The following is a 13859-nucleotide window of genomic DNA, read 5'->3' as shown; positions in this document are numbered from 1 at the left end:
GATGGTGGGAACTAAGGATTTGGAGGCTCACTTTGAGTTTGAGTGCAAGGCCTGTGAGGACGGCCGCTGTTCAAAGGCCGACGTTGAAAGCATACTGGCCGAAAGAAAGGGCCTCAAGGACTTTTACGAGGCTTTCAAGGAGCACATAAGGGAATGCAAGAGGATGACATACGGGCAGTACATGTTCGTGATCGACCGTGAAGTTCTTCCGGAGGCGGTACTCTGGTGGCACAACCATCCGAAGTTCAAGGAGACCCACATGTCAACTGCCGTCGGAACCGACGAGAGGCCCCTCAACGGCCACTTCGCCTACATGCCCTTCCTGAACGTCCAGGTTGAGCCCTTCAAAATGGACGAGAACTACTGGGTCTTCCTCAAGGTCTACACTCCAGCCGACGATCCGAGCTTCCCGAGTGTCGCGGCAAAGCTTCCCGCTGCACTCTGGATAGAGAGGGAAGTTAAGGACTTACTCGGCTTCAAGCCAGTTGGCCATCCTGACCCGAGGAGGTTAATTCTGCCGGAGGACTTCCCTGATGGGGTTTACCCCCTCAGGAAGGACATGGACTACAGACACTCCCCGATAACCGAGCCGAGAACTGAGTACAGGGAAACGCCCGAGGGGACAACGCTCGTCCCCATGGGTCCTGTCCATGCTGGAGTTGAGGAGCCGGCCCACTTCAGGCTCTTCGTCAAGGGCGAGAAGATAGTAGACGTTGACTACCGCGGCTTCTACTCCCACCGCGGCATTGAAAAGACCGGAGAGGGCAGGCTAACCTACAACCAGGTTCTCTTCCTTGCCGAGAGGATATGTGGAATCTGCGGCTACCAGCACTCGGTAAGCTATGCCATGGCCGTTGAGAGATTAGCTGATGTCGAGATACCCGATAGAGCTCGCTATATCAGAACCCTGCTCCTTGAGCTTGAGAGGATCCACAACCACCTCCTCTGGGTGGGTATAGCTGCCCACCTCGTCGGCTACGACACTGGCTTCATGCACGCCTGGCGCATCCGCGAGCCGGTGATGTGGCTCGTCGAGCGCTTAACCGGCAACAGAAAGCAGTACGGTATGAACATCGTTGGCGGTGTCAGGAGAGACCTCCTCGATTACAGGAAGGAGGAAGTCCTGAAGGTCGTCAAGGAGATACGTGAGGGCACTAAGAAGTTCCTCGATATAGCTCTGAACACAAACACCTTCATCAAGCGCGCCGAGGGTGTCGGAATACTGCCATACAAGGTGGCGAAGGCCTACTCCGTCCTCGGGCCAACTGCAAGGGCGAGCGGAAGGAAGATTGACGCAAGGCTCGACCAGGCGACGAAGACTGCCATGGCCTACCACGAGGTTGACTTCAAGGTTCCCGTTTACAAGGAGGGCGACGTTTTGGCGAGGGTTCTCGTCAGGATGGACGAGCTCTTCGAGAGCCTCTGGATAGTGGAACAGCTGATAGACCAGATGCCCGATGGGGACATCTTCACCCCAATAGGCAACCTGCCCGAGTACCAGGAGGCCTTAGGCTTCACCGAGGCCCACCGCGGTGAGGTAGTTCACTACGTCATGACCGGCGAGAAGAACAAGGTCTACCGCTGGAAGGTTCGCGCTCCAACTTACAACAACTTACCGGCCGTGCCGGAGATGCTCAAGGGCTACCACGTTGCAGATGCGCCGATAATCATAGCGAGCATTGACCCGTGCTACTCCTGTACCGAGAGGGTGCAGTTCGTGGACGTCGAGACGGGCAAGGTTAAGGTTCTGACCGAGGCCGAGTTCAACGAGCTCTCGATCAAGTACAAGGGGGTGTTCTGATGGCCGAGGCTCCATCCCACAGCGAGAAGCTCAAATCCTGGGACAGGATGAAGGTGGAGGGCTTCAGCAAGAAGGCCCCGGTCACCACCCCCTATCCCTTCACCGACATCGAGAAGCCGCCGGAGTTCAGGGGAATACCCCACATCAACCCTGAGAAGTGCATAGGCTGCGGCGCCTGCGTCCAGGCCTGCCCGCCCGATGCCCTGATAATGGAGTGGGACAAGGAGCATGGAGTTAAAAGGCTCACCTACAACGCAGCGCGCTGTATTAGATGCGCCCGCTGCATAGAGGTCTGCCCGACCGGCGCTATGGAGCCAACAACCAGGTTTGAGATAGCCACCGACAACAAGGAGGACCTCGTTGAGGTTGTGGAGCACAAGTTAGCCTACTGCGAGGAGTGTGGCGAATACCTCGACTTCACCGAGAGGCAGATAGAGTACGTCAGGAACATCCTCCCGAAGGAAATCTTCGATGCCTACGCCCTTGAGGACAGGATAAAGCTGACCCAGGAGGAGAAGATGCGCAGAACCGTCGTCAAGCTCAGGGAACTTGAGAGCAACGTCTACCCGGCCTTCATGCTCGTTGAGAAGGGAAAGGAGAAGAAGGGGGGTGAGGAGTGATGGGGCGCTTAAAGTCCGTCTGGGTCTATCACGTTGACGCGGGCTCGTGCAACGGCTGCGACATTGAAGTCCTCGACGTCCTCAGTCCCTACTACGACATCGAGAGGCTCGGTGTCAAGGTCGTCCCGACGCCGAGGCACGCCGATGTTCTCTTCATAACGGGGCCGCTCACGAGACAGACGAGGATAGCCCTCAAGAAGGCCTACGAGGCCATGCCACCCAAGCCGAGGATAGTCGTCGCCATAGGAACCTGCGCATCAAGCGGTGGAATCTTCTACAACAGCTACGCCCTCTACAACACCTCACCTCAGCGCGGAAGGGACAGACTGAGAAGCGGCGGACCCGAGATGATAGTGCCCATAGACATGTACATCCCCGGCTGTCCGCCCAGCCCGGAGGAGATACTCTACGGAGTTGCCCAGCTCCTCGGCATTAAAGAGAAGAAGATGAAGGGCGAATACTGGATAGCCCTTCCACCGGGGGAGAAGTCAGGTAAGGAGAACGAGATAGAGTTCACAATACCCGACAGGCCGATACCGGTCCGCTACTGGCTCACGCTGAGGGAGGAACTCAGAAGGGTGGTCGGCTACTACGACCGCGACGCTGTCCTCAACGACTTCATAGAGCTCGTAGGAAAGGCCTTCGAGAGCGACGACCCGAGGGAGAGGCTCCACGACTTAGTAACTGGCTATTTCCTCAAGGAGAAGGACTCCAGGGTAAAGGTGGCCATGCGCTTCCTTGAGAACGAGTTCTGGCGCTTGGTGGATGAGTACAGGGAGTGGGGTGAGGCACTCAAGAGGAAGTACCCAGTTACCGCGGGTGTCTGAAGTGCCCTGGAAGCTTTACATTTTCAAATACGAGGATTACCCGGAGTACTCCGCGAGGATAACGGGCCACTACGCCGGCGACATGCTCATCATAGAGGAGGAGGGCGAGCTCAGCGAAGAGGCCGTGAAGCTCATAAAGGAGGCCCTCGGGGTAGAGGATGAGACAAGGCACTTCAACATACTCCCCTCCCAGGTGCTCAAGGTACCGATAGAGAAACTGCCCGAGAACGACAGGAAGACCCTGCTCTCCGCAGCGGAGAAGCTCGATGCCGAGAGCAAGCTCCACGTTGAGTACCGCTACCAGCCGAGCTTCGATTGATTTTTATTCTTTCTCCACAACCTTTTCTGGGGGTGAAACGATGGACGCCGAGACCTTAGCAAAGGCGAAGGAAGAGCTCGTGAGAAGAATAAGGGAGTTTTACGGTGATAACCTGCTCTCCATAATCTTTTACGGCAGGCACCTCAAGGACCCGAGCTTTCCCGAGATAGACGTCGTCGTTGTGATAGGCAAACCCTACGACCCCGTCAAGCTCAACCGCGTTGCCGACTTCGTCGAGAAGGTTCGCGACCCGATAGAGGAGAAGTACGGCTACCACGTCTCCTTTGAGCTCTACACGCGCGAAGAGGCCGAGAACTTCCACTCCGGCTACTTAGATGTCGTCGTCAACTACGAGGTGGCCTACGATAAAGGGGACTACTTCCAGAACCTCCTCAGGGATATGCTGAACCCCGATAAGGCGATGGACTACGTCAAGTACCTGAGCACCATCGAGTACATTCCCGTTGACAGGGAGGAGAAGTGATGATAGGTGCCGTCTTAGCCGGCGGAAGGGGAAAGCGCTTCGGAGGCGATAAGTTACTCTTTAAAATTTCCGGGAAGCCTCTGATAAGCCACACAATAGAGAGGCTCGAATCAGCGGATTCAATAGACGAGGTCGTCGTAGTGGCCTCTCCTGAGAACGCTGAAAAGCTCAGGGGCCTCGGCTACCGCGTGGTCGTTGACGAGCTACTCGTCGGGCCGATTGGGGGAATCTACAAAGCTCTTTCCCTCGGCGATGCCTTCGTAGTGGCGGGGGATATGCCGCTCCTCGTTCCAGAGTTCGTTGACTTCATAGTCGAGCGCTTTAAGCTGGCTAAAAAGCCAGCCTGCGTTCCTAAGTGGAGCAACGGCTACCTTGAGCCGCTCCACGCAGCCTATTCGTCTGATTTCAAGGATTTCCTGGAGAATAAAATTGAGGCCGGCCAGTACGCTATAAACCGCGCGATAAGGGAGAGCGATGCCTGCTACATCGAAATCGAAAGCCTTCCGGAGGAGTGGCGGGGGAGCTTCTTCAACGTGAACACGCGGGAGGATTTGGGGAGAATCAGAGGCATTCGGGAAAGAGTTCTATGATCTCCCTCGTGTTCAGAACTCCGAAGTTCCCCCGGCAGGTATTTGGGGGCATAAAGCGGGGTGTCGAGCGAGATGCACAGGATGAGCTTTCTGGTTGTGCTCTCCTTTTTGAAAAACGAGAAGAGGACGTTCGTGTCAATCACTATGGGCTTTTTCAAAGAAGGCCCTCCTCCTTTTTCCTATTTCTCCACTTATTGCCTCGATGTCCTCGTCGGTTAGTTCCGAGTCCATTAAGAGTCTGTTGAGCTCCGTCAGCTCGGCTAACCTTCTCTCCACCAGTTTTGCAAGCCTCTTTGCGAATTCTATGTCAACACCCTCGGGAACTCTAATTGCTACGCTAGTCATAACCGATCACCCGAGTTTTGTTCTTGATGTTAATATGCTTTTCTCACCCGTACCTCCATCTGATCCACTTCTTTCTGAACTCTGGAAGATAAACGACCGCCGACGCGATGAAGAAGAGCAAGCCGAGGATGTCTTTCTGAAGATACCACAGCAGGAAGCCGATGCCCAAGAAAGATCTTTTAGGCTTTCCTCTCTGCTCTCATCCGCCTTTAAGTCAAGAAGGAAGGAAACAAATCCAAAAATCCCAAGGGCCAGCCAGGTGTACTCAATCATTCCCTCCACCTTTCAGAATCCCGGCCAAAAGTTTTGAGAGTCTTTCCGCGCGTTCCCTTATCAGCTCGCTCGGCTCCTCGAAGAGACCCGTTGAAGCTGGCTGACAGCCTATCAGGATGAAGTCCGATTTAATCATCGTTTTCATGAACCCTGTGACGAACTTCAGCGGGAGGCTGTGGGTCGAGACTGCCTCGCCTATCGTCCCCTCTGGGTCGGCTATTATGTACTCGCCAACTTCTCCCTTGAAATCCACCGCATCTACGAAAACAACGAGATCTGGACTGAACTCCTTTATTTTCCCGGTGTAGTTTTCTGGAACCTCACCGCAGTTTATCACGAGGACGTTGGGATTGTCCAAGAGTTCCTTCAGTCTCTCAGCCACGATTACGCCGAAGGCATCGTCCCCGCGGATGTCGTTTCCTATGCCACATATTACTATCCGCTTTTTCCCTTCAAAGATTTCTTCGAGGGCGTTCATGGTTATACTCTCCTTTCAAGCGTTTATACCAGCTGATCAGTCTCACCCGGCGGATATGACGTCAATGACCAGCCAAAAACTTCTTGAAGGATTTCAAGCTTTCTGATGTTAAACAGTCCGATAAGAGGCCTTGTGTTAGAAACCACCCTCATTCTAAACCCTCAATGAGCCTTATGTCTTCCTCGGCCTCTTCCCGCGTGTAGTTTATTGGAATTCCCCTCTTCTTCAGCTCGTATAGAAACTCCCTTACACCCAAACCTGCAAGCTGGGCGGCCTTTCCGAGGCTCAGCTTTCCCTCACGGTAGAGTTCTATGGCGGCAAGCAGAATTAACTCTCTCTCCGGCTCGGGGCCGAGGAAGTCCCGGAATGCCTTGGGTGTTGTACTCTCCATATTCCCACCAAAGCGAAGTTTTGTGTGGAAATATTTAGGAGTTTCGTCTGAGTGAAAAAAAGAATAAAATCAAATCTTCCCCGCTATCTCCCTTATCTTTTCCGCGAACTCCGTCTTCATAAGCTCGTGGACGTTCCCTATCTTAGCATCGAGGTCCGGGTAGAACGGTATCCCTCCAAGGTATGGGGTTCCGAACTCCTTCGCCAAAGCTTCAACGTCCTTCTCCTCGTCGAGTTGCTCCGAGAGGAGTTTCATATTTTCCACGATTCCGAGGACTCTGTGGCCCTCTTCCTTCAGGAGCTGGACGAGCTTTCTGACCACGTTGAGGGCGAGCTTTGATGGCGTTGCCACAACCAAAAACTCTCCTCTCTTGAGGAAGCGGAGCACATCTAAGAGCTGGTCGCCGAGGCCAGGTGGCATGTCTATGACGAGATAATCGAGCTCGTCCCAGCGGGTTATGGTGAGGAGCTCTATCAAAGCGTCGCTTATCTCCTTTCCGCGGAGCGGGGTCGGTCTGTCCTCGGTGTAGTAGGCTATCGTCATGAACTTTATCCCGTGGACGGTGTGGGGAACAACTCCCCTGTCCTCCTCAGGGAACTCCTTGGGCTCGAAGCCCAAAATCACGTGATCGCTCGCACCGTGGAAGTCGAGGTCTAACAATCCGACCTTGTAGCCCTTCTCAGCGAGAGCTAATGCGAGGGCCGTTGAGACCAGCGACTTTCCAACGCCGCCCTTGCCACTGACGACAGGGATGATCCTCTTAACCTTCTCAAGCCTCGCGCTTATAGCTATCTCACGCGGGTCGATCATTCCTCTCCCTCCTTTTCGATCTTTATTCCCGCCACGTAAACGCCCCTGCCCTGAACCACTTCGAAGTCGTGGCTGCCACAGCGGGGGCAGGCTAAAAACGAGTGAACTACCTCTGGAATAAAGTGGATGTCCTCCTTAATGCGCTCGTCGAAGCTCTGCTTTACCTCCTTGAGCTTCCACTCGTAGCCGCAGTTCCTGCACCTGAAGACCGCTTCCTCCTCCTCGAAGATTATCTCGGCTCCTTCCGCTATCGTTCCAGCGAAGAGCTGCTCCATTGCGAACTTTACGATTTCAGCGTCCACATCCTGGAGCTCGCCGAGAACAACTTTGACTGCTTTAACGCGCTTTGCGCCTTCCTTATTGGCGTAGTCGAGGACGGTTCTAACTATGGCATCGGCTAAGGCCCACTCGTGCATGGTATCACCGAAGTGAACTGGGGTGCTACCTTAAAAAGGGTTGGGTTGAAAACCATACGGTGAACCTGAAGTCTCGGGTGATGGCTATGGGAGTCGTTCGCTTCGGTGTATCCATTCCAGAGGAGCTCCTTGAGAGGTTTGACCGGATTATAGGGGAGAAGGGCTACATCAACAGGAGCGAGGCAATAAGGGACATCATGAGGGACTTCATAGTCAGGTACGAGTGGGAGGTTGAGGACTCGGAGGTCGCTGGAACTATAACGATGCTCTACAATCACGACGAGGCGGAGGTCGTGAAGGAGCTTTTAGACCTGCAGCACGAGTACCTTGAGGAGATCGTCTCCAGCGTCCACGTCCACATGGACGAGCACAACTGCCTTGAGGTCGTTATCGTTAGGGGAAAGGCTGGGAGAATAAAGGAGATAGCCGACAGGCTTTTGAGCCTGAAGGGGGTCAAGCACGGAAAGCTCGTGATGACCGGAACCGGCAGGGATCTGATCTAATCCACGGCGTCCTTGAAGGCAATCGCAAGGGCCCTCACGCAGTTCTTAACCTCCTCCGTCACTTCCTTCCTGCTCCCAGGCTGGCAACCGAGGAGGACGAAGCGAGTCCACGGCAGGATCTCCTTCATGTGCCCAAGCGTTACCTTGAGCTGGAACCTGAACTCCTCGGGGATGTCCTCTAAAGCTTCCCATGGGTCGGCGACGACGACCTTCCCCGGCTTTTCTCCGAATTCGAGGGCGACCGCTACAATAACCAGCTCGGGTCTGAACCTCACTATGACCCCCGCCTGGCTCTCGGGGACGTCGCGACAGTTCAGCGGAAAGAAGTTGGGGTTCTCTATGGCCCTCAAAAGGGCCTCGGCGAGGTAAGCCCCGAAGCCGTAGTCGCCCATCTTTTCGTTCCCGATGCCACAGAGGACTATCCTGTGCAGGTTCCCGATTATCTCCTTTACCTCCATCGTTCCCCCTCCAAATTGAAAAGGAAGTCAAAAGACCTTGAAGCCTGAGCTTATGCTCTTCCTGAGTTCCTCCTCGGTGAGCTCGCGCTGGTGCTCCGGGATGTTCTTGGCGCGCCTCTCCCGCACCAGGTTCATTACAATCTCAAGGGGTCCGTACTGGATTGCCTCCGCCGGGCACATAAGCGCGCAGGCCGGCTCCATGCCTTCCTCGCGCCTCTCAGCGCACATGTCGCACTTGGTTACCGCCTTCACCTTGAGGCTGTAGAAGGGCACCCCGTAGGGGCAGACCTGCAGGCAGGCGAGGCATCCTATGCACCTGTCCTCTGCTATCCTTACAGCACCGTCCTCGTCCCGGTATATCGCCTGGGTCGGGCAGACCTTTATGCAGGGCGCGTCGTCGCAGTGCTTGCAGTTTATCGGCAGGTACTGCTTGTTCTCGGTGATGTAAATCCTTATGTACGGGTTTCCATCGTGGATGAAGTCGCAGACCGTCTGGCAGGTCTCGCAGCCTATGCAGGTGAGGTAGTCCACGTAGAGGTACTTCCTCTCCATCAGAGCTCACCCCTGAGCCACTTGTCGATGGCAACAGCGGTGTAGAGACCGTCCTTTATCGCCCTCCCGACCTTCGTCGGCCCGTTGGCAACGTCTCCAGCGGCGAAGATGCCCTCGACGCTCGTCATGTGCCTCTCGTCAACTACCAGCCTGCCCCTCCTGTCAACCGCGAGGTAGCTTCCGTTCACCGGCGGCGTCGAGACCATCCCTATCGCGAAGACGAGGTAATCAACCGGAACCTGAAACTCCGAACCCGGAATGGGAATCGGCCTCCTCCTTCCCGTCTCGTCCGGCTCCCCGAGGCGCGTCCTCAGGAGTTCTATGGCCTTAACCCTGCCGTTTTCGCCGATGACGCTCTTTGGAGTTACCAGCTCGAACCACTTAACGCCCCTGTTGCGGAGGATGTTTATCTCGTAGGCTCCGGCGGGAGCTTCCCTTATCGTCCTGCGGTAAAATATCTCGACCTCCGCTCCAAGTCTGTTGCACTCGAAGGCGACATCGACCGCAGTTAAGCCAGCACCGATTATTCCAACCCTTTTGCCCCTTAAATCGGGAACCTTCTCGTCCGGCACGTAGCCGAGCTTGTTGCCCTTTATCCAGAAGAGGAGCTCAAGCGGTGAGAGTATGCCCTCGAGGTCGTCCCCGGGGATTCCAATCCTCCTCACGTTCCAGATGCCGGTGGCGATTAAAACGGCATCGTATTTCTCCTTCAGCTCGCTCAGCCTTATCACTCGCTCGTAGAACTCGTCGCCCTCGTCTAGCCTTTCGCCCTCCATGACCTTCGTCCTCGGGTAGTAGTTAACCTCGAACTCCTCTTCGAGTTCCTTCGCTCCGAGCCGAACCCTCTCCACGGGGATCCTGAACTCGGGGATGACGAAGAGCATTAAGCCACCGGGCTCGGGCATCTTGTCGTAGATATCAACGTCGTGGCCCCTGCAGACGAGGTAGCCCGCTGCCGTGAGCCCCGCGGGCCCAGCTCCGACTATTGCTATTCTTTTCCCCGTGGGCTGGGGCTTCTTCTTGCACAGGAAGGAGAACTTCATGCCCCTCATTTAGCGCTCCCCCCGAAGAAGCGGAGGTACTCGGTCGGGAACTCCTTGACGCGCTCGTGCTTGCACCTGTCGCACATGAAGACGATTTCCGGGTGCTCGTAGAACTTCTCAAGCTTGTGGTAGAGAAACTCTGCCGTTTTGACAGTGTAGTCGAGCTTCTTCCCGCAGACCCTGCAGTGGGCGTACTCAAATTCGAGGTCGGCCCTGCTCGGGTGCCCCTTTATCGCGTTGGTGGGGCAGATGTCGTTGCACTCGAAGTTGCAGTCCCTGCACAGTTCCGGATGGAAGGAGATGACCTTCTTGCCGTCGTCGATTACGAAGATGGCGTTGTGGGGGCAGACCTGGGCGCAGAGACCGCAGCCGATGCATAACTCGGCGTTAAGGCCTTCCATCTCGTCCATGGTACCACCTCAAAAAAGAGGAGAAGGGGCTCAGATGCCAAGTTCTTTCCTCTTCTTCATTATGTGCTCGTACATCAGCTTCGCTGCCTTGTAGGGGTCCGGCTCGACTATAAAGGCAGCCCCAACGATGTCGTAGAGGTCGTGGGTTAGTATCTTGACGACCTTCGGGCCACCGAGAACCGGCGGTATTACACCGAGGTGGGTCGTTATTCCGCTCGCCACGAAGTATGTCCCAATCGAGACGGCCTTCTCTGTCATCGCCTCAGGAGCTGAGCCAACAACCGGGAGCGCTGAGATGGGCACGTTCAGATCCCTCGCAACGATGTCCGCTAAGACGAGTATCCTCGTACAGTCAACGCAGGAGCCCATGTTGAGCGCCGGCGGGATTCCCCACTCCTTGGCGAACTCCCTCAGGCCGGGGCCGACATTTTCTGTGTCCGCGTACTCCGGCAGGAAGATTCCGTACTTCATAGCGGCGGTTGCCCAGCAGCCGGTTCCAACGAGAAGGACGTCCCTCTTCATAAGCTCGTTGGCTATCTTGATGTGGTTGTGATCCTGCTTCAGCTTGGGGTTGTTGCAGCCAACGAGGCCGGCGACACCCTTGATCTTGCCCTCGACGATCGCCTCCTCGATTGGCTTTAGCGTGCCTCCGAAGTGCTTGAGTATGGCCTCGACGCTGAAGCCGACGACACCGCTCATCTTCTCCTTCGGAATCTCGACCCTCTGCTTCGACCTGTTCGGGAAGTTCTCGACGGCGGTCTTCACTATCTCCCTCGCTATCTCATCAGCCCTCCTCTCGTCGAACTTGATGTGTATCGCTCCTGGGAACGTGGCTATCGGGCTGGTGTCGATTATCTTGGTGTGGAAGCACCTCGCGACGTCAACGGTTGCGGGCATTATGCACTGGACGTCGACCACCATCGCCTCAACGGCGCCGGTTACGATCGCCATCTCCTGCTGGAGGAAGTTGCCGGCTATCGGGATGCCGTGCCTCATGAGAACCTCAAGACCTGTGCAGCACATTCCGACGACGTTTATTCCCTTTGCCCCGTACTTCTGGGCCAGCTCTATGAGTTCTGGATCCTGCGCTGCCTCGACTATCTTCTCGGAAAGGACTGGCTCGTGGCCGTGGACGACTATGTTGACGTAGTCCTCCTTTAGAACGCCGAGGTTGGCCTCGGCCTTTATGACCTGCGGGGTTCCGAAGAGTATGTCCTGGAGTTCCGTCGCTATGAGGGAGCCACCCCACGCGTCGCCGAGCGAGGTCTTGAGGCCGTGGAGGAGCAGGCTCACCGGGTCGTGGTCGGTTCCTATGTGCGTCCTGTGCAGGCTCTCGACTATCTCCCTGTCTATGCTCCTCGGCAGTATGCCGTTCTCGAACCATGGCATTCCAGCCTTCTCGCCTGCCTTCTCGAATATCTCGTAGGTCTTGGGGTTGAGGTAGGCCTTCAGGAAGGCGAGGGCCTCTTCGTCCTGCTTGCCGAAGTCGTTGAGGGCTATTTCAGCAACCTCCTTGGCTATCTCCCTTATCGTCTTGCCCTCGGTTTCGACGCCCAGCTTTTTGGCGACGGCCTTGAGCTTCTCAACGTCCCTGACCTGATACGGGAGCGTGCTCGAAGCCATGTTGTCGAGTTCAAGCGTTGGCTTGCCCTCTTTCTTGAACTTCTCCGCCATCTCGGCCGCTATGAGGAGCGTTAATGCCACGTGCCTTCCGTGGTCGCTGTGCGCTGCCGCGCCCGCCGCTATCATCCTCAGCAGGTTCCTGGCAACGATAGTGTCGGCATCGGCTCCACAGACTCCCCTCTTCGGCTCGCCGCCGAAGGGGTTTATCCTGCACGGGCCCATCAGACAGTTCCTGCAGCAGACGCCCAGGAGGCCGTATCCGCACTGGGGCTGCTGCTTCTCAAGCCTGTCCCAAACCGTCTCGATGCCAAGTTCTTTCGCCCTCTCGTACATCTGCTGGGTGGTCGGGTCTATAGAGACCTCCTTATACTTCTTCATTTCGACTCACCTTCGTTAATTTGGATAATAACGGTCTCCATGGACCTGAAAAGGTCCCACGGGTTGTACTCCTCCTCAACCTTACCCTCCTTCAGCTTGACGATCTGCTCCGCCTTCTCCTTCCTGACCTTCGAGACGATCTCGTCAATGGTTCCGAACTGTAGTGCTCCGGTCTTACAGGCCTCAACACAGGCCGGCTCCCTCCCCTCGGCGCGTCTGTCGGGGCACATATCGCACTTGAACATCACGCCGTTGAGGGCGTCGAACTCCGGAATGCCGAAGGGACAGACTATAGCGCACATCTTGCAGCCAATGCACTTGTCCTGGGCTATCATCACCGCGCCGTCCTCGTCGTGGTAGAGTGCCCCGGTTGGACAGACCTCGACACAGGGAGCGCCGTCGCAGTGGCGGCAGTTCATGGGCACGTTGTAGGCACCCATCGGGAGGACGTGTATCCTGGGCTGGGGGAGGGGATCCTCGAAGATCGCTGAGAAGAGGTTCTTGCTCTTCGAGTGCTCCACTGCACACGCTATCTCGCAGTGCCTGCAGCCAATGCACTTCGCTGGATTGATGAAGATGGTCGGCTTTGATTCTGTGGACATAGGAAATCACCGTCTCACCTTGTGTCATTATTTTATAAATGACTTTTCATTTTAACAATGAACTCCTAATTTTTTTAGGCATATTCTTTTATTTTATCTATACTATTCTGCCAAATTGGAGCACATCTTCTTGAAATTTATCTCATGCTTTAATGAGCACCTCTTCTTGTGAAACCCAAGGTTACGCATCAGTGAATACCTTTATTCTACAACGTGCTACTGTGCATCCTTTCCATTTTAATGCATCCCCATGATAGATATGTATACATCTGGTGGTTTTAAATTCGAACATAAAGGCATTTATACATCCGGATATCAACCAAGAGAAGGTGCTTTGGGATGTCAGAATCACCCAACCCTGAGAATGAGGAGAGGAGGAAGACCCTTTTTAAAATAGCGGAGGAGCTCAACAAGCGGACCAAAAAGCAGGCCCCCGAGGAGGGCTTCAGGGCAGTTATAACGGGTAAAGGGGGCGTCGGGAAGACGACGATAACCGCGATCCTCGCGAGGCTCCTCGCAAGGGACGGCTACAGGGTTTTAGCGGTTGACGAAGATCCGCAGATGAACCTCGCCCACGCCATAGGTATCCCGAAGGAGGTCAGGGATAAGATAGTGCCCCTCAACAAGAACCTCGACTACATTGAGGAGAAGACCGGCGCGAGGCCGGGAACGAACTGGGGCCTATACTTCTCGCTCACGCCGGATGTCAGGGATGTCGTTGACCGCTTCGGCGTCGTCGGTCCCGATGGGGTAATGCTCCTCGTCATGGGGAGCGTGGTTCAAGCCGCTGCCGGCTGTCTATGCCCCGAGAACGCCCTCCTCGACGCGGTCGTCAAGTACATAAACCTCCGTAAGGGCGAGATAATCCTCATGGACACTCAGGCGGGTCTTGAGCACTTCGGCAGGGCTTTAGCGAGGGGCTTCAAGCAGGCGGTT

At 55.5% G+C, this 13859-nt stretch carries 20 protein-coding genes; 8 read left to right on the top strand and 12 right to left on the bottom strand.

Annotated elements, in window-relative coordinates; genetic code table 11:
* Window position 1: 1 nt before the first annotated feature.
* The 6 genes from MVB78_RS01355 to mobA are packed head-to-tail and all read left to right on the top strand — an operon-like array spanning window position 2 to window position 4641.
* The gene (locus MVB78_RS01355; RefSeq protein ID WP_297487077.1) at window positions 2–1801 is read left to right on the top strand and encodes a hydrogenase large subunit; all 1800 of its coding nucleotides are present in this window, start codon (window positions 2–4) and stop codon (window positions 1799–1801) included.
* Window positions 1801–2421 (top strand): 4Fe-4S dicluster domain-containing protein, encoded by a 621-nt coding sequence (locus MVB78_RS01350; RefSeq protein WP_297487075.1) that lies wholly within the window; start codon window positions 1801–1803, stop codon window positions 2419–2421. Before MVB78_RS01355 ends, MVB78_RS01350 begins: the two co-directional genes overlap by 1 nt.
* The gene (locus MVB78_RS01345) at window positions 2421–3248 is read left to right on the top strand and encodes an NADH-quinone oxidoreductase subunit B family protein (RefSeq protein WP_297487072.1); all 828 of its coding nucleotides are present in this window, start codon (window positions 2421–2423) and stop codon (window positions 3246–3248) included. Before MVB78_RS01350 ends, MVB78_RS01345 begins: the two co-directional genes overlap by 1 nt.
* Window position 3249: 1 nt before the next feature.
* Window positions 3250–3567, top strand: coding sequence for a hypothetical protein (locus tag MVB78_RS01340; protein ID WP_297487070.1), 318 nt, complete (start codon window positions 3250–3252; stop codon window positions 3565–3567).
* Between the two features lie 40 nt (window positions 3568–3607).
* Window positions 3608–4051, top strand: a complete 444-nt coding sequence (locus MVB78_RS01335; RefSeq protein ID WP_297487067.1) for a nucleotidyltransferase — start codon at window positions 3608–3610, stop codon at window positions 4049–4051.
* Entirely contained in the window at window positions 4051–4641 is a 591-nt protein-coding gene (mobA, locus tag MVB78_RS01330; RefSeq protein WP_297487064.1) for a molybdenum cofactor guanylyltransferase MobA, read from the top strand. The genes MVB78_RS01335 and mobA overlap by 1 nt, the downstream gene beginning before the upstream one ends.
* Window positions 4642–4776: 135 nt before the next feature.
* On the opposite strand, the gene MVB78_RS01325 is transcribed toward mobA, so the two are convergent.
* The 6 genes from MVB78_RS01325 to hypA form a co-directional block, all read right to left on the bottom strand.
* Window positions 4777–4986: a hypothetical protein gene (locus MVB78_RS01325; protein WP_297487061.1), complete on the bottom strand. Its 210-nt coding sequence runs from the start codon at window positions 4984–4986 to the stop codon at window positions 4777–4779.
* Between the two features lie 43 nt (window positions 4987–5029).
* Window positions 5030–5155, bottom strand: a complete 126-nt coding sequence (locus tag MVB78_RS01320; RefSeq protein WP_297487059.1) for a hypothetical protein — start codon at window positions 5153–5155, stop codon at window positions 5030–5032.
* Between the two features lie 96 nt (window positions 5156–5251).
* Complete coding sequence (locus tag MVB78_RS01315) at window positions 5252–5737, bottom strand: hydrogenase 3 maturation endopeptidase HyCI (RefSeq protein WP_297487057.1); 486 nt, start codon at window positions 5735–5737, stop codon at window positions 5252–5254.
* A 148-nt stretch (window positions 5738–5885) separates the two neighbouring features.
* Window positions 5886–6128: a UPF0175 family protein gene (locus MVB78_RS01310; protein WP_297487054.1), complete on the bottom strand. Its 243-nt coding sequence runs from the start codon at window positions 6126–6128 to the stop codon at window positions 5886–5888.
* A gap of 69 nt (window positions 6129–6197) precedes the next feature.
* On the bottom strand, window positions 6198–6938 hold the full coding sequence (locus MVB78_RS01305; protein ID WP_297487052.1) for an Mrp/NBP35 family ATP-binding protein: 741 nt from the start codon (window positions 6936–6938) through the stop codon (window positions 6198–6200).
* Window positions 6935–7354: a hydrogenase nickel incorporation protein HypA gene (gene hypA, locus MVB78_RS01300; RefSeq protein WP_297487049.1), complete on the bottom strand. Its 420-nt coding sequence runs from the start codon at window positions 7352–7354 to the stop codon at window positions 6935–6937. Before hypA ends, MVB78_RS01305 begins: the two co-directional genes overlap by 4 nt.
* A gap of 86 nt (window positions 7355–7440) precedes the next feature.
* On the opposite strand from hypA, the gene nikR reads away from it, so the two are divergent.
* Window positions 7441–7857 (top strand): nickel-responsive transcriptional regulator NikR, encoded by a 417-nt coding sequence (nikR, locus tag MVB78_RS01295; RefSeq protein WP_297487106.1) that lies wholly within the window; start codon window positions 7441–7443, stop codon window positions 7855–7857.
* On the opposite strand, the gene MVB78_RS01290 is transcribed toward nikR, so the two are convergent.
* Genes MVB78_RS01290 through MVB78_RS01265 form a run of 6 tightly spaced genes read right to left on the bottom strand, consistent with a single transcriptional unit; the run spans window position 7854 to window position 12923 of the window.
* Window positions 7854–8315, bottom strand: coding sequence for a hydrogenase maturation protease (locus MVB78_RS01290; protein ID WP_297487047.1), 462 nt, complete (start codon window positions 8313–8315; stop codon window positions 7854–7856). The two genes, nikR and MVB78_RS01290, sit on opposite strands and share 4 nt — an antisense overlap.
* Before the next feature lie 27 nt (window positions 8316–8342).
* Complete coding sequence (locus MVB78_RS01285) at window positions 8343–8867, bottom strand: 4Fe-4S dicluster domain-containing protein (protein ID WP_297487043.1); 525 nt, start codon at window positions 8865–8867, stop codon at window positions 8343–8345.
* Window positions 8867–9919: an FAD-dependent oxidoreductase gene (locus tag MVB78_RS01280; RefSeq protein WP_297487041.1), complete on the bottom strand. Its 1053-nt coding sequence runs from the start codon at window positions 9917–9919 to the stop codon at window positions 8867–8869. The genes MVB78_RS01285 and MVB78_RS01280 overlap by 1 nt, the downstream gene beginning before the upstream one ends.
* Window positions 9916–10320: a 4Fe-4S dicluster domain-containing protein gene (locus tag MVB78_RS01275; RefSeq protein ID WP_297487039.1), complete on the bottom strand. Its 405-nt coding sequence runs from the start codon at window positions 10318–10320 to the stop codon at window positions 9916–9918. Before MVB78_RS01275 ends, MVB78_RS01280 begins: the two co-directional genes overlap by 4 nt.
* Before the next feature lie 30 nt (window positions 10321–10350).
* Window positions 10351–12321: an anaerobic carbon-monoxide dehydrogenase catalytic subunit gene (gene cooS / locus MVB78_RS01270; RefSeq protein ID WP_297487036.1), complete on the bottom strand. Its 1971-nt coding sequence runs from the start codon at window positions 12319–12321 to the stop codon at window positions 10351–10353.
* Entirely contained in the window at window positions 12318–12923 is a 606-nt protein-coding gene (locus tag MVB78_RS01265) for a 4Fe-4S dicluster domain-containing protein (protein WP_297487034.1), read from the bottom strand. The genes cooS and MVB78_RS01265 overlap by 4 nt, the downstream gene beginning before the upstream one ends.
* 339 nt (window positions 12924–13262) lie before the next feature.
* Between MVB78_RS01265 and MVB78_RS01260 the strand changes: the two genes are divergently transcribed.
* Window positions 13263–13859: AAA family ATPase (locus MVB78_RS01260; RefSeq protein WP_297487031.1), on the top strand; the 597-nt coding region annotated here is incomplete at its 3' end.

The organism is Thermococcus sp. (assembly GCF_026991495.1).
Lineage (GTDB): Archaea > Methanobacteriota_B > Thermococci > Thermococcales > Thermococcaceae > Thermococcus.
The sequence above is the reverse complement of the archived record's forward strand: the minus strand, read 5'-3'. Positions and strand labels throughout refer to the sequence as shown.